Raw genomic sequence first — 20039 nt, 5'->3', positions numbered from 1 at the left:
ACTACGCAAGCGCCGTCTGGGCTTGACCAGAACGCGACGCCGGAGGCGCGTCGGGTGCTGGCGCGAGCCGGCAATGTCGCCGGGAAGGTTGTATGAACGCACAGTCACCTGTGAGCGCCGGCGTCGCCGCTGGCCCCGCCGCCGTCGCCAGGCCATGGAGCGGCGGGCTGTTCGACGCGCCCACCGTCACCGAGGCGGCGTTGGGGCGGCCCAATAATTTCACCATCCTGCGGCTGGTGATGGCGGTGCTGGTGGTCATTTCGCATGGCTTCTCCGTGGTGTCAGGCAATCTCAATGACGAGCCGCTGACCGTCTCCACCGGCTACACGCTGGGCTCGCATGCGGTGAATGGCTTCTTCGTCATCTCGGGCTATCTGGTGACCATGAGTTTCGACCGGCGCGGCTGGCTCGATTACCTCTATGCCCGCACCCTGCGCATCGCGCCCGGGCTGATCGTCGCCACCCTGATGGTTGGCGTGGTGCTCGGCGCGGCCTTGAGCACGCTGGGGCCTCTGGCCTATCTGCGCGAACCCGGCACGTGGTCCTTCGTCTGGCAGACGCTGACCACTTACAAGTCAAACACGGTGCTGCCCGGGGTGTTCGCCGACAATCCATACCGCTTCCCCATGGGCACGGTGTGGACGCTGAAATATGAGGTGATCTGCTACGCGGCGGTGTTCGTCATCGGCGTCGTTGGCCTGCTGCGCAGCCGTCGGCTGGCGCTCGGCCTGTTCTGCGGCCTGACCCTGGCGGTGCTCGCCCTCGATGTCATGCAGCCAGACGCCGACAAGGGGCTGCAGACTATGTTGCGCCTGCCGATGCTGTTTGCGGCGGGGGCGCTGCTCTACCGCTTTGGCGGGGCGATCCGGCTGTCGCTCTTGGCCTGCGCGGCGCTGATCGCCGCCACCGTGCTGGCCCATGGCACGTTCGCCTATAACGCGCTTTTGTTCGTCACCACGGCCTATGTGCTGATGTGGCTGTCGCTGGTGCCGGTGAGCCGACGCATACGCGAGCCGAAGGAGGACATCTCTTACGGCGTCTATCTCTATGGCTGGCCGGTGCAGCAGACGCTGCACGCGCTGTTTCCATTGCTCGGGGCGTGGGCGCTGATGGCGCCGTCGCTGCTGCTTACGGGCCTCGTCAGCCTCGCCTCGTGGAAGCTGGTGGAGAAGCCGGCGCTTGATCTCAAACGGCGGCTGATGCGCTGAGCCGACGCGCCAGCGCGGTGTTCAGGTGCGCTGTCCCGGGCAGGGCGGCCCACTGGCGGCGCCGATGGCGACATGCGCCTTACCGGCAGGAATCGCGAGGCCGCCGCCCCTGGGGGACGGCGGCCTTTGATGTGTCCTACCATGGCCGCGAAGCTGCTGACGCATCCGCGGCCCAATCGCCGCACGGGCTTGATCAGCACCCGATTGTTGATGCGCACCGTGTGCATGCGTCAGCCCAGCCGGTGGGCCAGGCGTGGCTCAGCGACCAATATCGTCGAGGTTGAACGCGGTTGTCTGGTACATCTGGTTGATCCAGTTGCCGAACAGCAGATGGGCGTGGCTGCGCCAGCGATTGCGCGGCGTCCGCTCCGGATTGTTGTCCGGGAAATATTCGTGCGGAATCTGGATCGGCGTGCCGTTTTCGACGTCGCGGAAATACTCCTCCGCCAGCGAGGTGGAATCATATTCGATGTGGTTGAACATGTGCAGCGACCGGTGGGCCGGGTCGTGCAACAGGCACAGGCCGGCGTCGGCGTTCTCGGCCAGCACCTTGATGCCTGAATCCGCCGGGATGTCGGCGCGACGCACCTCGGTCCAGCGTGACACCGGGATGGAGAAATCATCCGAGAAGCCGCGCAGATAGGGCGAGCCCTTGCACAGATTGGTGTGGCGGTAGACGCCGAACGCCTTCTGGTCGAGGTCGTATTTGGGCATGCCGTGGAAGTGATGCACCGCCGCCTGGGCGCCCCAACAAATGTTGAAGGTGCTGTGCACATGGCTCTGCGTCCAGTCGAAGATCTGGCGCAGCTCGTCCCAATAATTCACCTCGTTGAACGGCAGCCGCTCCACCGGCGCGCCGGTGATGATGAAACCGTCGAACTTCTCATGCCGGATCTCTTCCCAGGTCCGGTAGAAGGCGATCATGTGCTCCGCTGAGGTGTTGCGCGGCACGTGGCCGGAGATGCGCACCAGCGTCATCTCCACCTGCAGCGGCGTCGCGCCGATCAGCCGGGCGATCTGCGTCTCGGTGCGGATCTTGTTGGGCATCAGATTGAGCAGGCCGATCCGCAAGGGGCGGATATCCTGACGCACGGCGTCAGTCTCGCGCATCACCATCACGCCCTCAGCCTCAAGCGTGCTGAAAGCGGGCAGGTCGTCAGGCAATTTGATCGGCATGGGCGCAACCAGTGTCATGGCCAGCAAGTGGCGTGAGGATCTTCGCCTCGTCAGGACAGGTGCGCGGTGGCTTTATCCGTATAATTGCCGGCTGGCCACATCCTCCCGTTAGGGAGCGCCACCTTGCCCGGATGAGGCAGGTTGGCGTTGGGACAGATCCCAACTCCTGATGTTGCATCGTGTTTATTATGCTTCCGGCGTCGAGACAAGTGGGCTGTTGCGAAGAGGGCGCCTGATTGGCGTCGCCGCGCGGCGACGGCTTTTGTCGTTGATCTGCGCCGCAGGGAAAAATATTTGCTGCTGGCGGCGTTGAGTTCGTGATCGGGCGGGGGCGCCGGTCCCGCGCATAGACGCTCGCCCGCACGACCAGCAGTTGACGCTACGCGATTGTCAGCCGCGAGCCGCGAGCCGCGAGCCGCCCGAAGGCGCGCCTCAGGCGGCGCGGCCTTCCTTGCGAATCTGCTTCACCGCCGCGCAGAAATTGCTGACGCTGACGTCCTGCAGCAATGGCAGCAGCGCTTCGACCCGCTCCTTCGGCAGGTCCCACCAGGCGGTCTGCAGCAGGGCGGCGATTTCGTCTTCGCTGAAGCGGAACCGGATGACGCGGGCGGGGTTGCCGCCGACGATGGCGTAGGGCGGCACGTTTTTGGTGACCACCGCATGGGCCGCCACCACCGCGCCATGGCCGATGCTCACCCCCGACAAAATGATGCAGCCCGAGCCGAGCCACACATCATGGCCGATGTGCACGCCGCCGGAGGTGGCGTGATAATCGGCGTTGGCGGACGGCCACACCGCCGGAAACGCCGGGAACGGGAAGGTCGAGATCCAGTCCATGCGGTGATTGCCGCCGAGCAGGATCTCCACCTTGTCGGCGATGGAGCAGTAACGGCCGATGCTGAGCGGCGCGCCGGATTCGGCGAAGCGCACCTTGGGGCGGCCATAACTATAGGCGCCGATCTCGAAGCCGCGCTTTTTCGCCAGTTTCGCCAGGTGGACGCGCGTTTCATTGTGCGGGTTCACCAGACGTCCGATCAGCCCCATGCGCACCCGCCCCCTGCCTGGTCCCCGAGCCCGACCGGTCATGCATCCGGTCGCCGCCCCATCAAATGATCTTGCTGGCGCTCCGCAGTGACCGGACTGGCCGCCAGCTGGCGTTGCGCGCAGGGCCGGCGCTTAAAGGCGACGCCAAAGCAAACCGGGCGCCGCAATGTGCGACGCCCGACAGGCAAAAGTCAAAAAGCCTTAGCGACAGGCTGTGGGCGGGCGCTTTACATCAGCAAAAGCCGATATCGCCACCCCAGCCTGACCACGCCTGGGCGCTCAGCGGTTCACCGCCTTGACGTCAAACTGCTGGAACAGCTTGTCCGGCTCGCCAGACATCGCTGACAAAGTGATGTCGCTGATGGCGTCGCCATCGGGCTTCTTCGAGGTCAGGGTGATGTCGACGCCGCCATTATTGGCGCGGATGAAATTGCCCAGCGCCGTGTTCAGGGTTTTGGCGCCCTCGCTAGTTCCCAGCACCGACGGCAGCAGCATCTGGGCCAGCGCCGCCCAGCCAGCACGGATGGTCGCCGCGTCGCCGCCCTGCTCCTTCGCCTGCTGCGCCGCGAAGCGGCCGGCGAAGCCGCTGTCGGTGACGCCCAGGGTCAGGGTCTTCAGCCGCGCATCCATCAGGGCTTCCTGCGAGCGGTCGGTGTCCGTGGTGAACACATCCTTGCTGACATTGCCGAGCAGGCCGGAGATCCTGAGGCCGCCAAGATCAACGGCGCTGAACGAGATTTCCCCGATGCGCAATTCCTTGGCGGCGGCGTTCCAGCCGCCGTCCAGCTTCGCCGACAGGTCAAGCCGCTCATAGCCCATGGCCCGCAACTTGCGGACGCTATCGCTCATGGAGGACTCGTCTTCCTCGCCATCCTCCGATGCGGCTGGGGCGTCGGGGAGCTTTGGCAGATCAATCACCAGATTGTTGATGGCGGTGTTGATGCTGCTCGGCACGCCGTCGACCGGATTGCGATAGCTGCCGGTGTAATTGCGCAGGGTGAATTTCACCCGCTCGGCCGGGTTGTCATCCTGGGCGACGTCAACGGTGAGGTCATTGAGGCTGAAGTCGCCGTCGAGGGCCAAAGCGGAGAGGTCGTCGGCCTCCTTGCCGGCCTCCAGCGCCGCCGCCTGCTCGCGGAAGAATTTGGCGAGGCTGTTGACGCCGAAGCCGCTGAGGCTGGCCGAGGCGAACGACACCACATCGCCCTGGGCCGGAACCATTTTGAAGCCGCCCAGGGTCAGGCCACCCTTGGCCGGATCGCCAGACAGGCCGATGCTGGCGAGCTCGCCCCGCACCCGCTCAGCCGCAGGCTTGACCTTGGTGGACTGGGTTTTGCCTCCATCCGCCTTGCTTGCCCCCGATTCGCCTGCACCCGCCTGGTCAGCGTCGGCCTCTTCGGCGTCGTCGTCGGCGGCTGGCGCGTCGAAGGTCACGCCGGTGATGGCGGCCTCGGAGAAGGAGAAGGCGTCGACCACATCGGCCAGATTGCGCAGATAGGCGGCGCGGGCCTTGGGCTCCAGCTCTTCCGGATCCTTGACCTTCTCGATCTCGGCCATGATGTCGATCAGCGGCGCGCGCAGCAGCCGCATGCGGAATTCCTTGCCGGTGACGCTCTTGATGGCGACGTTGGCGTCCTCAGAGCTCACCCGCACATCATTGACGCTGAATGCGCCATAGGCCGGCAGCACAGCGCGATCGGCCTCGCTGGCGGCGCCCTCGGTGTAGATGCGGGCGATGTGGGCGAGGTTGACGCGCTCCATGGTCGAGGCGCCGATGGAGCCCTTGCTGTCGACCTTGTCGGCCTTGGTGGCGAAGCTCGCCGAAGCCGCCGTCACCGCCCCGGCGACGCCATCATGCAGATCGGTGATCGTCACCTGCGACCAGGTGGAGGTGGAGCTGACGTCGCCAGCCTTCTGCTCGATGATCAGTTCGGGCAAGGTGGCCTTGCTGATCTTCAGCCCAGCCAGGCGTTGGGCCAGTGGGGTTTTGGCGGTCTTGTCGAAAATAGCGCGCAGCCGGGCTTCGTCCAGATCATCGCCGCTGACCTCAAGGCGCGGAATGCGCAGGGTGATGCTGTCGCCGCTGATGGCGATGTCAGTCAGCGTCACGGCGCTGGCGGCGGACGCCGGCGAGGCGAGGGCGAAGTCGCCCGTCGATTCGATCGAGCCGACGCGAATCTGCACGCCGTTCTGGCTGGCGGACAGGCCGTCGAGGGTGACGGCGCCTGACAGCGGGTCGACGCTGACGGCGGCGACATCGAGGCCGGCGCCGGCCAATGCGCTGCGCACCTCATGGGCGGTCCACTGGGCGCCGCCGGCGAGGGCGAGGCCAGCCACAGCGAAGGCGGTCGCGCCCGCCACGGCGATGCGACGGCCCTTGCGCGGGGTCGACAGAGGCGCGTGGGAGCCAGTCGGTCGTGACGTCATGGAACACTGATCCTTATGCTGCACGCAAGGCGGCGCAAGGCCATGGCCGAAGCCAGAGCGATCGCGCGGCGCAAGCGGCCTGATGGCGCTTCATCCGGTCTGTACTGGTCTATACGGAGCGGCGTCTGTAACGGACCGCACAGTGCACGCTCTATGCGGTTGAAGTGCACGGCAATCCAGCGCGGATTGTGGCGCGGGCCGCAGCCAGGCGCCCAGCACACATGATTGTGGGTGGATGACCCAGCCTGTAAGCGCAGCCTTGAGCGCTGCGCCTGCACCAGTGGGCCTGTGCCAGTGGTCAGGCGTCAGCCTTGTCCGGCGCGGGCATCCGTCGCCTCGCGCGCAGCGCCGCGGATCGCGTCCGGCGCTTAGATGGCGAAGGAGGTGCCGCAGCCGCAGGAGGCGGTGGCGTTGGGGTTTTCGATCTTGAAGGCCTGGCCCATCAGATCATCGACGAAATCGATCACCGAGCCCTGCATATATTCCAGCGACACCGGATCAACCAGCACGCCAGCCCCGGGCTCGCCGATGATGACGTCATCCGCCGCCTGATCGCGGTCGATGTCAAAGACATATTGGAAGCCGGAACAGCCGCCTCCATTGACGCTGATGCGCAGCATCGCGCCTTGCGGCTCGCCTGCCAGCACCTTGCGAATGCGGTTCACCGCCCGTTCTGTGACTGTCACATTCTGCATCGCGCGTGTCTCACCACTGTCATTCAGGCCCAATAGCCGATGAGCCGCCTGTTCGGGGCCAAAGCGCGTCGCCTGACGCCCGTAACCCTGGGTCCAGCGTCCGGCGGCGTCGATGGCGCAACTGGCTCAACGCCTGATAGCATGCCGCCGAATCCGCCGCAGGGTCCGCCTTCTGGCTGGGCCAGATAGCTTGCATATAACCTTGCCGTCGATGCGCTGGCCGTCCTGGCTGGCGCGGCGCCCTGGCCGACCTTACCTCAAAGGTATGTCTGGCGGGCGCGGGCTTCAACCACCGGAGGGCGCATGATGATGCAGGCGCGACTGCATGGCGAACGCTGGACAGCGCCGTGGGCGTGCCGTCCGGGCGAGAGCCGCGGGCGGCTGTTCGCCGATGACGCCTCGCCGACGCGCAGCCCGTTCCAGCGTGACCGTGACCGGATCATTCACGCCACCGCGTTTCGGCGGCTGAAACACAAGACCCAGGTGTTCGTCCAGCATGAGGGCGATCACTATCGCACCCGGCTGACCCACACCATCGAGGTCAGCCAGATCGCCAGGGCCATCGCCCGCTGTCTGGGCCTGGATGAAGATCTGGCCGAGGCGGTGGCGCTGGCGCATGATCTTGGCCACACGCCCTTCGGCCATGCTGGCGAGGACGCGCTGGATGCGTGCACCCGCGAGATCGGCGGATTCGATCATAACGCCCAGGCGCTGCGAGTCGTCACCCGGCTGGAGCGCCGCTACGCAGCCTGGGACGGGCTCAATCTGACCTGGGAGACGCTGGAGGGCCTGGTCAAGCACAATGGCCCGCTGCGGAGCGCCGATGGCCAGCCGACGCCGCGCTACGCGGCCCATGGCGTGCCCGCCGCCATCCTGGAATATGACGCCGGTCACGATCTGTGGCTGTCGACCCAGGCCAGCGCCGAGGCGCAATGCGCCGCCATCGCCGACGACATCGCCTATAACGCCCATGACCTCGACGATGGCTGGCGGGCTGGATTGTTCAGCGCCGCCGAGGTGCGCCAGGCGCCGTTTCTGGCTGGCGTGCTGGCGGAGGTTGAGGCGCAATGGCCGGATCTTGATCTGGCGCGGACCATCCATGAGGTGGTGCGTCGGGTGATCACGCGCTTCGTTGAGGACGCCATCAGTGAGAGCAGCAGGCGACTAGCCGCGCTCGGTCCGCAATGCGCCGACGACATCCGCCGCGCCGACGCCCCGGTGATCGCCTTCTCGGAGCGCTTCGTCAGCGCCGATCGCGACATGAAGCAGTTCCTGTTCCCCAACATGTACCGCCACCGCCGCATGATGCGGCTGCGCGCCGGCGCTGATTCCATTGTCCGCGATCTCTATGCGCGCTTTGTCGAACGCCCTGAACTGCTGCCAGCGGAATGGCGTCGCGACCTCAATGGCGGGCCAGGCGCTTCTGGCGATGCGCGCATGGATGTGCGCCTGCGCCGCCGCATCGCCGATTACATCGCCGGCATGACCGACAGCTACGCTTTGGCCCGCCACCGCGCGTTGTTCGACGTGACGCCAGACCTGACGACCCCGCAGGACGCCACAACGCTCGACGGCGCCCAGGCATAGGCTGACGACGCGGCGTCCATCGGGCGTGACGCTAGGCTCGACCTCACTGCCGTCATGCCCGTGCTCGTCACGGGCATCCACGTCTTGATGCGACGCTGGTGGACCATGACCGTGTACTGCCGCCAGAAACCTTGTGGGTGGCCAGCCGGCGCCCAGCGCGCGGGCTTATGGGCCGCAAGACGTGGATCCCCGTGACGAGCACGGGGATGACGGCGGAGAAGCCGAGGCGGCAGGGCGGTGGCGGAAAAACGCGGGCATGAGGGGCGGCGTTTAGCGCAAGCCCGGCAAGGGGCGCCAGGCATGCCCCCGCGTCTTTAAGGCATCGCGCGCTTACCCGACCCACTGCCGTCATGCCCGTGCTCGTCACGGGCATCCACGTCTTGATGCGACGCAGGTGGACCATGACCGTGTACTCCCGCCGGTAGCCTTCTGGGTGGCTAGCCGGGGCCCCACGTGCGGGCTTATGGGCCGCGAGACGTGGATCCCCGTGACAAGCACGGGGATGACGGCGGAGAAGCCGAGGCGGCAGGTCGGCGGCGGCAGGTCGGCGGCGGAAGAGCGGTGGCGGAAAAACGCGGTATGAGGGGCGGCGTTTAGCGCACGCCCGGCAATGGGCGCAAGGCCTGGCAGGCATCGCCCCCGCGTCCTTAAGGCATCGCGCCCTTACCCGACCCACTGCCGTCATGCCCGTGCTCGTCACGGGCATCCACGTCTTGATGCGACGCAGGTGGACCATGACCGTGTACTCCAGCCGGTAACCTTCTGGGTGGCCAGCCGGAGCCCAGCGTGCGGGCTTGTGGGCCGCAAGACGTGGATCCCCGTGACAAGCACGGGGATGACGGCGGAGAAGCCGAGGCGGCAAGGTTGCGGCAGAAAGACTCCGGCAGAAAGACTGGGGCTGAAAAGGTTGCGGCAGAATGGCTGTGGCGGAACGGCTGCGGCGGATAAGCGGAGGCCTGGTCGCATCCCCGGCGATTGGCCTTAAACTTCCCGGGCGTCGGCCACGGCGGCGAGCGTCCTCGCGGACAGGCAGGCCATCACGTGGTTTTGCTGAGGCCCCAATCCTGCTATTGCCTGCGCAGATCATCTGAAACCGCCCTTCCTGGAACCGCCTGCGTCGAGCAGCGGCGACCTGTCAGGCGTTGTGAGAAGCTAGCACAGCATGAATATTTTCGATCTGTACGAACAGCGCCTGAAAACGGTCCTCGGCGAACTGGCGGCCGGGGGCGCGCTGCCGCAGGGTCTGGATCTGTCGCGTGTGGTGGTCGAGCCGCCGCGTGACATGAGCCACGGCGATCTCGCCACCAACGCCGCCATGGTGCTGGCCAAGGAAGCGAAGACCAATCCCAAGGCGCTGGCCGGCCTGATCGCCGACAGGCTGCGCGAGATTGCAGGCGTCGCCGCTGTCGAGATCGCCGGACCTGGGTTTATCAATATCCGTTTGAACAGCGATATTTATACGGATGTGCTGGAGCATGTTCTGACCAACCCGGCGGGCTTCGGCCGCGGCGAGCCCGGCAAGGGTAAGGTCAATGTCGAATATGTCTCGGCCAATCCCACCGGCCCGATGCATGTGGGCCATGGCCGTGGCGCAGTGTTTGGCGACGCCCTCGCCAGCCTGCTGGCCGCCGCCGGCCATGATGTAACGCGCGAATATTACATCAATGACGCCGGCGCCCAGGTCGACGTGCTCGGCCGGTCGGCCTTCCTGCGCTATCGTGAGGCGCTCGGCGAGGACATCGGCGAGATCCCGGCGGGGCTCTACCCAGGCGACTATCTGGTTCCGGTCGGCAAGACGCTGGCCGCCGCCCATGGCGAGGCGCTGCTGGCCTTGCCGGAAACGGAATGGCTGCCGCTGGCGCGCGACGCCGCCATCGACGCCATGATGGAGATGATCCGTGGCGATCTCGCCGCCATTGGCATCCGTCACGATGTGTTCTTCTCGGAGCGCTCGCTGAGCAAGGGGACGGAGGGCGACCAGATCGCCGCCACCATCGCCGATCTGCGCAGTCGCGACCTCGTGTATGAAGGCCGCCTGCCGCCGCCCAAGGGCCAGCCGGTGGAGGACTGGGAGGATCGCGAGCAAACTCTGTTCCGCGCCACCGCCTTTGGCGATGACGTGGACCGGCCCCTGCTGAAGTCCGACGGCGCCTACACCTATTTTGCCGCGGACATCGCCTATCACCGCTCAAAGTTCCAGCGCGGCTTCGCCAGCATGATCGACGTCTGGGGCGCCGACCATGGCGGCTACGTCAAACGCATGAATGCGGCGGTGAAAGCCGTGACCGGCGGCGTCGGCGATCTCGACGTCAAACTGTGCCAGATGGTGCGCCTGCTGCGCGATGGAGAGCCGGTCAAAATGTCCAAGCGTTCCGGTGACTTCGTGACGCTTCGTGATGTGATTGATGAGGTCGGTTCTGACCCCGTGCGCTTCATGATGCTGTTCCGCAAAAATGACGCCACGCTGGATTTCGACCTTGCCAAAGTGGTTGAACAGTCCAAGGATAACGCCGTGTTTTATGTGCAATATGCACATGCGCGCTGCGCCTCGGTGTTCCGCCAGGCGGGCGAAGCCTTCCCGGGCGGCGACTTCAGCCGGCCGGCGCTGGCGCAGGTCGATCTGGCGCTGCTCTCCAGCGACGCCGAAATGGATATGCTGCGCTGGCTGGCGCAATATCCACGGGTGATCGGCGCGGCTGCGGCGGCCCATGAGCCGCATCGCGTCGCCTTCTATCTGTATGAGCTGGCCAGCGCCTTCCACAGTCTCTGGAATCGTGGTCGAGACGATCATGGCTTACGCTTTGTTAACCAGGAGAATTCACAGTTGACCTATGCCCGGCTGGCCCTCGTTGATGCGGTCCGGTCGGTGCTGGCGTCCGGTCTGGGGCTGCTCGGAGTGGGAGCGCCAGACGAAATGCGTTGAGACGGGTAGCCGCCTGAGGCTCTGACCACAGGCATCACCCAGGACAGGACCGGGATTGGTCCGTCAGCAGCGCGTTTCCGCCAGCCAGTTGTGACAAGGAAACGGGACGCGCGATGACAGACCGATCCAATCTCCGCGATGCGCAGGTTCTGGGGGCGCTCGAAGCTGAGCTGGGCCTCGACGCCCGGCCGCACGGCGCCCGCAGTCCGTCGGCGGAAGACGCCCGTCTTGCGGAATTGGCCCGGATTGTCGGCCAGAATGACCGCTTTCGCGATCTGCTGCGCACGCCGCTGAGCAGCCCGCGTCCCGCCGAGCCTGTGGCCGGGCAGGGCTATGCCACCCGCCAGGAGCCGCATTTCGACCCGGCGCCGCAGCCGCAATGGGACGCCGCCGCCGTTGAGGAAGCTGGTCGCCTGCACGCTTACACCGCGCAGCCCGCCGCCGCCAGCCAGTGGGCCAGCGAGCCGCAATGCGAGCAGCCCGCAGCTCACGCATCAGGACAGGGCGCAGACGCCAGCTGGGCCGGCCAGCCAGCCCACGCCGGCGACGCCTATGGCTATCAGGGCGCCCAGGGCTACGCCGCGCACGGCCAGGCCGAGCCTGCCTATGCCCAGGACTACGCCGGATCATACGCTGACGCGGCTCCGGCGGCTGGCTTCGCCGCCGCCGCTCCGGTCGCCGCGCGCGGGTTTGACGGTGACCGTCACGCCCAGGGCTACGCCCCCGCGCCCGACCCGCTGCGGGCGCTGGAAGGCGCGCGGTTGCGCCGGCGTAAACCTGCCCGGGCGCCGCTACTGGCGGCTGCGGCGGTGATCGCCGTCTGCGCATCGGCATCGGCAGGCTATTTCATGCTTGGCCAGGGCGGTGGCTCCACTGGCGCTGGCGGCGAGGCCCCGATTATTCGCGCCGACGCCAGCCCGGTGAAAGTCGCTCCGCCGGTGGAAAACACCGCCGACCCGGCCGCCACCAAGGAAATATACGAGCAGCTCGCCAAGCCGTCGGCCAATACCCGCGTCGTGGCCAATAATGAGCAGCCCGTCGACGTCGAGCAGACGCTGCGCCAGCAGCGCGCCGCCGCCGTGGCCGCCGGCCGCCTGCCGTCGGAGGTCGCCGCCGAGGACGTGTCGTTTGGCGCGGGTAAGGTGGTGCCGCTGCCCACCCCGGGCGGCAATCGTGACCCGCGTGAAGGTCTGGGTGAGCCGAAGCGCGTTCGCACCGTGTCGATTGGCCCGGATGGCAAGGTGCGCCAGCAACAGGTCGCGGCCACGCCTTCAGCCATGCCCGCCGCCACGCCCCCGGCGCGGCCTGTGGCTGTCGCTGCGGCGCCGAAGCAGGAGCACCGGGTGCCCAGCACCATGGTTGATTCGACCCCGACCGGATCGGTCGGCGGCGTCGATGCGCCGGTTGCGCAAAGGGAGCCGAAGCCGGTGAAGGTCGCGGCTGCGCCAGCAGCGACGCCTGCTACTTCCGCAGCGCCCGTCGGCAGGGGCGGCTTTGCGGTGCAGCTCGGCGCGCCAGGCAGCGAGGAAGAGGCGCGCAAGCTCGCCGCCAGCCTCAAGCGCAAATACAATGTGCTGGCCGCGCACAGCACCGCCGTGGTCAAGGCCCAGTCCAATGGCCGCACCATCTACCGGCTGCGCGTGCCGGGGCTGAGCCGCGACAGCGCCAACAGCCTGTGCGCCCAGCTCAAGTCCTCCGGCGGCTCCTGCTTCGTCGCCCAGGGCTGAGGCGACCGCCGTCACGGATTGCGCAGAAGGGCGGCTCGACCGCCCTTCATGCATTTTGGCGCGGGGCGCTCCGGCGAGGGGGCGCAGCCAAAGGCGTCGCCAGCCATCATCAGGGGCCATGCCCTGTGAGGAAGTGAACATGTCAACGCGGGCGCTGATATTGGGCCTGTCCGGCCTGGAGCTCACCGAGGCCGAGCGCGGCTTTTTCCGGGAAGCCAATCCATGGGGCTTCATCCTGTTCCGGCGCAATGTGCAGGATCGGGCGCAGGTGGCGCGGCTGACGCAATCACTGCGGGATCTGGTGGGGCGCCGTGCGCCGGTGCTGATTGATCAGGAAGGTGGGCGGGTGCAGCGCATGGCGCCGCCGGTGTGGCCGGCCTATCCGCCAGGCCGCGCCTATGGCGCAGTGGCCAGCGCCGCCGGTCGTCGTGAGGCCGCATGGCTGGGGGCGCGGCTGATCGCCCATGATTTGCATGAGGTCGGCGTCGACGTTGACTGCCTGCCGGTGCTCGACGTGCCGACGCCAGGCGCCCATGACGTGATCGGTGACCGCGCTTATGGCGACGAGCCGCAGACGGTGGCGCGGCTGGGTCGCGCCGCCGCCGAAGGCTTGCTGGCCGGCGGCGTGCTGCCGGTGATCAAACATATTCCGGGCCATGGCCGGGCAGGGGCCGACAGCCATCTGGCGCTGCCAGTCGTCGATACGCCGCGCGCCGAGCTGGAGCGCCGCGATTTCGCGCCCTTCCAGGTGCTGTCCGACATGCCGCTGGCGATGACCGCCCATGTGGTCTACACGGCGCTCGATCCTGAACGGCCCGCCACCACCTCGCCGCGGGTGATCGCCGAGGTGATCCGTAGCCACATCGGCTTCGATGGGCTGCTGATGAGCGACGATCTGTCGATGAAGGCGCTTAAGGGTAGCTTTGCCCAGCGCACGCAAGAATCAATCGCCGCCGGTTGCGATGTGGTGTTGCACTGTAACGGCGACGCCGCCGAGATGGCTGAGATCGCCGCCGCCGCGCCGCTGCTGTCAGGGAAGGCAGAGCAGCGGGCTGAGGCCGCGCTGTCGCGGATCGTGAAAAGCGTTGAGCCGCTTGACGTTGAGGCGGCGCGCCAGCGTCTGGCCGAGCTTCTGGCGCCGGCTATCGCCTGAGCATTGTCCAGAGCGATTATTTTTTTGGCATGCGCGTCTGCCCGTCAGGCGCGCATTTCCTTGTTTTGGCCGCGAGCGCCGCGTAGTTTGACGCCATATCGTGCAGTTCCGGCAGGTCGAGCGCCTGCAGACGCCGTATTTTACGGCGCCGGACTGTCAGCTTTCGCCGGGCGGGGGACTCTTCCGCGTGGCCTGAGGAGAGTCGTTAATGGGTAGCGTCAGCATTTGGCACTGGGTCGTGGTCGGCGTGATCGTGCTGCTGCTTTTCGGCCGTGGCAAGGTTTCCGATCTGATGGGCGATGTGGCCAAGGGCATCAAGTCCTTCAAAAAGGGTATGCAGGACGACGAGCCTGAAGCGCCGCGCACCCCGGCCGAGCCGCCGCGTCCGCTGGAGAACCAGCCGACCGTCGACGCCAACGCCAACGTCCGCAATGAGGCCGGCCACAAGCTCTGAGCCTTCGGTCTTGCGATGCGGCTGCATGGCGGCGCTTTGCGCTGGCAGTGGTTCACGACCCGGCGCGCGCTGGGTCGGGCGCGGTCAGGCGGGCGCGGGCATTGCAGTTGCGGAGCGGCCAGCGCCCCGTAAAACCAGCACGGCTTGCCGCCAGCGTCTGCCGCTCGCCCTGTCGAGCCAGTGACAGGGCTGGAGCCTCGGTTAGCTGATGGCGGGGACGGCGCGCCTTGCCGTCAGATGGCCATGGCGCCGCCAGGGGTGGCGCCGCCAATTGGGGTATCGGTGGCTGGGGGCTGGGCCCGTTGCGGCCGATCAGGCCAGAGAGCGCGACATGTTTGATATCGGTTGGAGTGAGTTGCTGCTCATCGGCGGCGTGGCGCTCGTGGTCATCGGGCCGAAGGATTTGCCGCGCGCCTTGCGCACGCTGGGGCAGACCACCACCAAGGTCCGGCGCATGGCCGGCGACTTCCAGCGCCAGTTCAATCAGGCGCTGCAGGAAGCCGACATGGAGGATCTGCGCAAGGGCGTGTCCGACGTGGTCGACACCGCGCGCGATCTCAAAAACAATTTCAACCCGGTCGACCGTTTGCGCAGCGAGATTCGCGACGCCATCGACACCCCGGCCAAGCCGGCGACTGGCGCCGACAGCCTGCCCAGCACGGAGCTTGCCAGCGCGGGCGACTATCTGAGCAGCCTGCCGCCCGTGCCTGATGCGCCGACGAACCTCGCCCAGGCCAGCCAGCCAGCGATCTCCGGCAAAGCTGACGCCGCGGGGAGTGGGATGGATCCTGTGGCGCCAGCCGCAAAGCCACGGCGGCGCAAGACGGCTGAGGTTGCGGCGGACGCAGGTGAGGTCGATGTGATTGCGGCGCGGCCCCGGCGCGTGAGCCGGCGCAAGACGGAGACTGTCGCCACCGAAGCCCAGACGACCGATGGCGCCGTGATCACTGTCAGCAAGCCGACCCGTCGCAAGCCTCCTTCGGATGTCGACGGCGAGACGCCTGCGCCGCGCAAGACTCCGGCGCGCAAAAGCGCTGGCAGCAAGAGCGCTGGCAGCAAGACCACAACCAGCAAGCGCACGACCAGCAAGAGCGCCGCCGACAGGAGTCTCGTCGCTGATGCAGCTGCGCAGCCTGTCGCCTTGCCCGCGCCTGAGCCGGTCGTGGCGCTGCCGCCACCGTCTGACGTCCCTGCGGCTGCTGTGGCCGCCGCCACGTCGCCAGCTACGCCCGCAGCCGCAGGTGCCCAGGCGGCGACGCCTGCCGCCACCCCTGACAAGAATTCCGGTGACGCGACATCATGAGCGACGACGATATTGAGGCCTCCCGCGCCCCGCTGATCGACCATCTGATCGAACTGCGCTCGCGCCTCATCCGTTCGCTGATCGCGTTCGTGGTGATGTTCTTCCTGTGCTTCGCTTTGGCCAAGTACATCTACAATGTGCTGGTGTGGCCTTATGTGTTCGCCGCAGGGCCTGGCGCCGACGTGCGCCTGATCTACACGGCCCCGCTGGAATATCTGTTCACCCAGATCAGGATCGCCCTGTTCGGCGCCGCCTTCCTGTCGTTTCCGGTGGTCGCCACGCAGATCTACAAGTTTGTCGCCCCTGGCCTGTACAAGAATGAGCGCCAGGCCTTTGCGCCTTATCTGGTCGCCACGCCGCTGTTCTTCCTGCTCGGCGCCATGGTGGTCTATTTCATCGCCATGCCAATGGTGATGAACTTCTCCATCGGCCAGCAGCAGGCGGGCGGCGAGGGCGAGGCGGCGATCCAGCTGCTGCCCAAGGTTAGCGAATATTTGTCGCTGATCATGACGCTGATCTTCGCCTTCGGCATCTGCTTCCAGCTGCCGGTGATCCTGACCCTGCTGGGTCGGGCGGGGATCGTCACCTCGCAGTTCCTCAAGGAGAAGCGGCGTTACGCCATCGTGGCGGTGTTCGTTGTCGCCGCTGTGCTGACGCCGCCGGACGTCATCAGCCAGCTCGCCCTCGCCATTCCGACGCTGCTTCTGTATGAGGCGTCGATCTTCTCCGTGCGTATGGCCGAGAAGAAGCGGGCGGCGGCTGAGGCGGCGCGCGAGGCAGAAGAAGCCCGCGAGGTGGCGACCACCATAGGTGACGGCATCTAAGCCAGGGCGGCCTGTCGCGGGCATAGTGGAACAGGCCGGCTAAGCCGGCCTGGTTTCGTTCCGGGGTTGACCCGGCGCGCCGACAATCGCAAACACCCAGCAGTCTGGCCCTGTGTCGCGCAGCCTGTGGCGTCGCGCGTCCCGGCCATCCCGAAACGCCTGCCCTGGCCTGTCGCCGGCGCTGGCCCAGCCTTAACGTGTGATCTCCATGCACGACATCCGCCTCATCCGTGATGACCCGCAAGCCTTTGACGCCGCGCTGGCGCGCCGTGGCCTTGCCCCGCTGTCATCCCGTCTGCTGGAGCTGGATGACGCGCGCCGCGCCGCCATTCAGGCCGCCCAGACCGCCCAGGAGCGCCGCAACGCTCTGTCGAAAGAGGTCGGCGAGGCGATGCGGGCCAAGGACCTCGACCGGGCCAACGCCCTCAAGGCCGAGGTGGCGCAGCTGAAAGCGACCGCCCCGGAGCTGGAGGCGCGCGAGCGCGAGGCGCTGGCGGCGCTGGAACAGGAGCTGGCGGCGATCCCCAACAGCCCGCTGGCCGAGGTTCCCGATGGCGCGGATGAGGCCGACAATGTGCTGAAGAGCGTTTATGGCGAGCGCCCCGACGCCCGCCCTGACCGCCTGCAGGGCGTTACTGCGCCAAAGCAGCATTTTGAGCTGGGCGAGGCGCTCGGCCTGATGGACTTCGAGACGGCGGCGAAACTGTCGGGAGCGCGCTTTGTCGTGCTCAAGGGGCAGCTGGCGCGGCTGGAGCGGGCGCTTGGCCAGTTCATGCTCGACCTGCATGTCGGTGAGCATGGCTATGAAGAGGTCAACCCGCCGGTTCTGGTGCGCGATGACGCCATGTTCGGCACGGCGCAATTGCCGAAATTCCGCGAGGACCAGTTCCGCGTCATCGCGGGCGGCCTGACGCGCGAGGAGTTCGCGGCCAACGCCCGGCGTCACGCCGAGGCCGGCGTCGCAGATAGCGCCGCCCAGGCCTTCGCCGACTGGCAGGACAATGGGCACTGGCTGATCCCGACCGCTGAGGTGCCGCTGACCAATCTGGTGCGCGAGAGCATCCTCTCGGAAGAAGAATTGCCGAAGCGCTTCACCGCGCTGACCCATTGCTTCCGTGCGGAGGCCGGTTCAGCGGGCCGCGATACGCGCGGCATGCTGCGTCAGCACCAGTTCTCCAAGGTCGAAATGGTGGCCATCACCACGCCCGAGGCGTCGCTGGAAGAGCATGAGCGCATGCTGGCCAACGCTGAGGCGGTGTTGCAAAAGCTCGACCTGCATTATCGCGTGGTGACCTTGTGCACCGGCGACATGGGCTTCGCCTCGGCCCGCACCTTCGATCTGGAAGTGTGGCTGCCGGGCCAGCAGGCCTATCGTGAAGTGTCGTCGGTGTCGGTGTGCAACGACTTCCAGGCGCGGCGCATGAACGCCCGTTGCCGGGCGAAGGACGCCAAACAGACGCGCTTCGTCCACACGCTCAATGGCTCGGGCACCGCCGTTGGCCGCGCCATGATCGCGGTGATGGAGACCTATCAGAACGCCGATGGCTCGATCACCGTGCCAGACGTGCTGGTTCCCTATATGGGCGGCCTGACGCGCATCGGCTGAGCCGCGCAAGGCGCTGCCTGCGCCACGGGCACGCGCCAGCGGGCGGTGTCCGCAACACCCTTGGGGCCGCGCCTTGCGGCCCTGCCCAGCCAGCTGTCCAGCAGCGCAGCCGCCCAGCTGACCATGGGGCCCGGAGACAAATGTGCGTATCCTGATCACCAATGACGACGGCGTGAACGCCGAGGGCCTGATCGTTCTCGAGAAGATCGCCCGGGCGATTTCAGACGATGTCTGGGTCATCGCGCCGGAATCCGACCAGAGCGGCGTCGGCCATTCGCTGTCGCTGAGCGACCCGCTGCGGCTGCGCAAGATCGCTGACAAGCGTTACGCCGTGCGCGGCACGCCGACCGATTGCGTGCTGATGGGCGTGCGCCATGTCATGCGCGACGCCCGGCCCGATCTTGTGCTGTCAGGCGTCAACAAGGGGCACAATGTCGCTGAGGACGTGATCTATTCCGGCACCATCGCCGCTGCGATGGAAGGCTGCATGCTGGGCATCCAGTCGATCGCTCTGTCGCAGTCTTTCATGCCAGGCATGCGTGAGGATGCGCCGTGGGATTGCGCCGCCAGCCATGGCGAGGCCGTGGTGCGCAAGGTGCTGGCGCTGGGCATGGACGCCGACACGCTGGTCAATATCAATTTTCCGCCGTGCAGCGCCGCCGAGGTGACGGGCGTCGCCGTCACCGCCCAGGGTCGCCGCGATCCGGGCCTGCTCGATGTCGAGCAGCGGGCTGACGGCCGCATGATCCCTTATTACTGGCTGACCTTCCGCAAGACGCCGTCGACGCCTGGCAATGGCACCGACCTCAAGGCGCTGTATGACCGCAAAATCTCGGTGACGCCGCTGCGCATCAATATGACCGATGAGCCGCTGATGACCCGCTACGCCCAGGCCTTCGCCTGAGGGCAAAGGCCGCTGGCGCTTGGGCCGTTCGCTGCGCCCGAAGGTGAGCGCGTGGCGGATGGCCGGGCAGGCGCGCCGCTTCACCCGCGTTGCCCTTGCTGTGCCCTGACGGCGCCTTTCACCGTGCCTGGCGCCATTGCTTTGAGCCATCGCCCTGTCCCCACGGGCGACAGACATTTTTAAGCCTCTGCGTGTGTTAATGCCCCAGAATATCCTGGCCGCCGCGACGACGCCTTATGACGGCGACGTCGTGGGCGCGCCTTGCATGGCGGAGAATGATTTGGCCGCGCTGGCGCAATTGCCCCGTGAAGAGGCGGGACGTGAGGAAACTGCGGCCTTTTTGCTCGGCCTGCGCTCGCGCGGCGTGCGCGACACGGCGATCCTGCGCGCCATGGAATTGGCGCCGCGCCACATGTTCGCGCCACGTGGCTTTGCTGATCTGGCCCGGGCAGATGTGGCCCTGCCGCTGCCTTGCGGCCAGACCATGACCTCGCCGATGCAGCTGGCGCTGATGCTGCGCGAGCTGGCGGTGAGCCGCGAGCACCGCGTGCTGGAGATCGGCGCTGGCTCCGGCTACCTCACGGCGGTGCTGGCGCATCTGGGCGCCGAGGTGGTGTCGCTGGAACGGATGCGCACCCTGGCCATCGCCGCCGCCAGCCGGCTGGCCCGGCTCAACCTGACCAACGCCAGGGTCGAAATCGGCGACGGCCTTGCCGACGCGGTGGCGCAGCTGGGGCGGTTTGACCGGATTATTCTCAATGGCGCGCTGGAACATGCGCCGCCAGCGCTGGTCGAGGCGCTGAACGACGGCGGCCGGATGGTGGCGGCGATGCTCACCGACGCCGGCCCGCGCCTCGTCTGTGTCGCGCGCCAGGGCGATGCGTTTCCGGAAACCCTCGGTCGCCCGCTGCGCCTGCCACGCCTGCAACCCGGCCTCGCCCAGGCGCTGTAAGGCGGCGCCAGACGCGACAGCGCTGGCCTGCGCGCGCAACATCCCTGCGCGCCAAG

At 66.9% G+C, this 20039-nt stretch carries 15 protein-coding genes and 1 riboswitch; of the genes, 11 read left to right on the top strand and 4 right to left on the bottom strand.

Annotation, left to right across the window (positions count from 1 at the left end; translation table 11 throughout):
- The first annotated feature begins 92 nt into the window (after positions 1–92).
- Positions 93–1208 carry an acyltransferase family protein gene (locus tag AC6A67_RS01570; RefSeq protein ID WP_498034767.1) on the top strand — a complete coding sequence of 372 codons (1116 nt, stop codon included), beginning with the start codon at positions 93–95 and terminating at the stop codon, positions 1206–1208.
- Positions 1209–1466: 258 nt separating this feature from the next.
- Here AC6A67_RS01570 and metA read toward each other — a convergent pair whose 3' ends face one another.
- From metA to erpA, 4 genes are all read right to left on the bottom strand, one after another.
- On the bottom strand, positions 1467–2384 hold the full coding sequence (metA, locus tag AC6A67_RS01565; RefSeq protein WP_498034766.1) for a homoserine O-acetyltransferase MetA: 918 nt from the start codon (positions 2382–2384) through the stop codon (positions 1467–1469).
- 70 nt (positions 2385–2454) lie between these two features.
- Positions 2455–2562, bottom strand: a riboswitch (SAM-I-IV-variant riboswitch).
- 254 nt (positions 2563–2816) lie between these two features.
- The gene (locus AC6A67_RS01560) at positions 2817–3428 is read right to left on the bottom strand and encodes a CatB-related O-acetyltransferase (RefSeq protein ID WP_498034834.1); all 612 of its coding nucleotides are present in this window, start codon (positions 3426–3428) and stop codon (positions 2817–2819) included.
- Between the two features lie 279 nt (positions 3429–3707).
- Positions 3708–5855 carry an aq_1923 C-terminal domain gene (locus tag AC6A67_RS01555; protein ID WP_498034765.1) on the bottom strand — a complete coding sequence of 716 codons (2148 nt, stop codon included), beginning with the start codon at positions 5853–5855 and terminating at the stop codon, positions 3708–3710.
- A 368-nt stretch (positions 5856–6223) separates the two neighbouring features.
- The gene (erpA, locus tag AC6A67_RS01550) at positions 6224–6550 is read right to left on the bottom strand and encodes an iron-sulfur cluster insertion protein ErpA (protein ID WP_498034764.1); all 327 of its coding nucleotides are present in this window, start codon (positions 6548–6550) and stop codon (positions 6224–6226) included.
- A 309-nt stretch (positions 6551–6859) separates the two neighbouring features.
- On the opposite strand from erpA, the gene AC6A67_RS01545 reads away from it, so the two are divergent.
- The 10 genes from AC6A67_RS01545 to AC6A67_RS01500 all read left to right on the top strand — a co-directional run bounded on the left by AC6A67_RS01545 (position 6860) and on the right by AC6A67_RS01500 (position 19983).
- On the top strand, positions 6860–8137 hold the full coding sequence (locus AC6A67_RS01545) for a deoxyguanosinetriphosphate triphosphohydrolase (protein WP_498034833.1): 1278 nt from the start codon (positions 6860–6862) through the stop codon (positions 8135–8137).
- 1162 nt (positions 8138–9299) lie between these two features.
- Positions 9300–11060 (top strand): arginine--tRNA ligase, encoded by a 1761-nt coding sequence (gene argS / locus AC6A67_RS01540; RefSeq protein ID WP_498034763.1) that lies wholly within the window; start codon positions 9300–9302, stop codon positions 11058–11060.
- A gap of 113 nt (positions 11061–11173) precedes the next feature.
- A complete protein-coding gene (locus tag AC6A67_RS01535; RefSeq protein ID WP_498034762.1) occupies positions 11174–12787 on the top strand; it encodes an SPOR domain-containing protein in 1614 nt (537 codons plus the stop codon).
- Positions 12788–12926: 139 nt separating this feature from the next.
- Positions 12927–13940 carry a beta-N-acetylhexosaminidase gene (nagZ, locus tag AC6A67_RS01530; protein ID WP_498034761.1) on the top strand — a complete coding sequence of 338 codons (1014 nt, stop codon included), beginning with the start codon at positions 12927–12929 and terminating at the stop codon, positions 13938–13940.
- 208 nt (positions 13941–14148) lie between these two features.
- Positions 14149–14394 (top strand): twin-arginine translocase TatA/TatE family subunit, encoded by a 246-nt coding sequence (locus AC6A67_RS01525; protein WP_498034760.1) that lies wholly within the window; start codon positions 14149–14151, stop codon positions 14392–14394.
- A gap of 331 nt (positions 14395–14725) precedes the next feature.
- Entirely contained in the window at positions 14726–15697 is a 972-nt protein-coding gene (gene tatB / locus AC6A67_RS01520; protein ID WP_498034759.1) for a Sec-independent protein translocase protein TatB, read from the top strand.
- A complete protein-coding gene (tatC, locus tag AC6A67_RS01515) occupies positions 15694–16521 on the top strand; it encodes a twin-arginine translocase subunit TatC (RefSeq protein WP_498034758.1) in 828 nt (275 codons plus the stop codon). The genes tatB and tatC overlap by 4 nt, the downstream gene beginning before the upstream one ends.
- Before the next feature lie 208 nt (positions 16522–16729).
- Complete coding sequence (gene serS, locus AC6A67_RS01510; protein WP_498034757.1) at positions 16730–18127, top strand: serine--tRNA ligase; 1398 nt, start codon at positions 16730–16732, stop codon at positions 18125–18127.
- A 142-nt stretch (positions 18128–18269) separates the two neighbouring features.
- Positions 18270–19031: a 5'/3'-nucleotidase SurE gene (gene surE / locus AC6A67_RS01505; protein WP_498034756.1), complete on the top strand. Its 762-nt coding sequence runs from the start codon at positions 18270–18272 to the stop codon at positions 19029–19031.
- A 199-nt stretch (positions 19032–19230) separates the two neighbouring features.
- Entirely contained in the window at positions 19231–19983 is a 753-nt protein-coding gene (locus AC6A67_RS01500) for a protein-L-isoaspartate O-methyltransferase family protein (protein ID WP_498034755.1), read from the top strand.
- Positions 19984–20039 lie beyond the last annotated feature (56 nt).

The sequence above is a fragment of the Camelimonas sp. FR25 genome, from assembly GCF_059740505.1.
The sequence above is the reverse complement of the archived record's forward strand: the minus strand, read 5'-3'. Positions and strand labels throughout refer to the sequence as shown.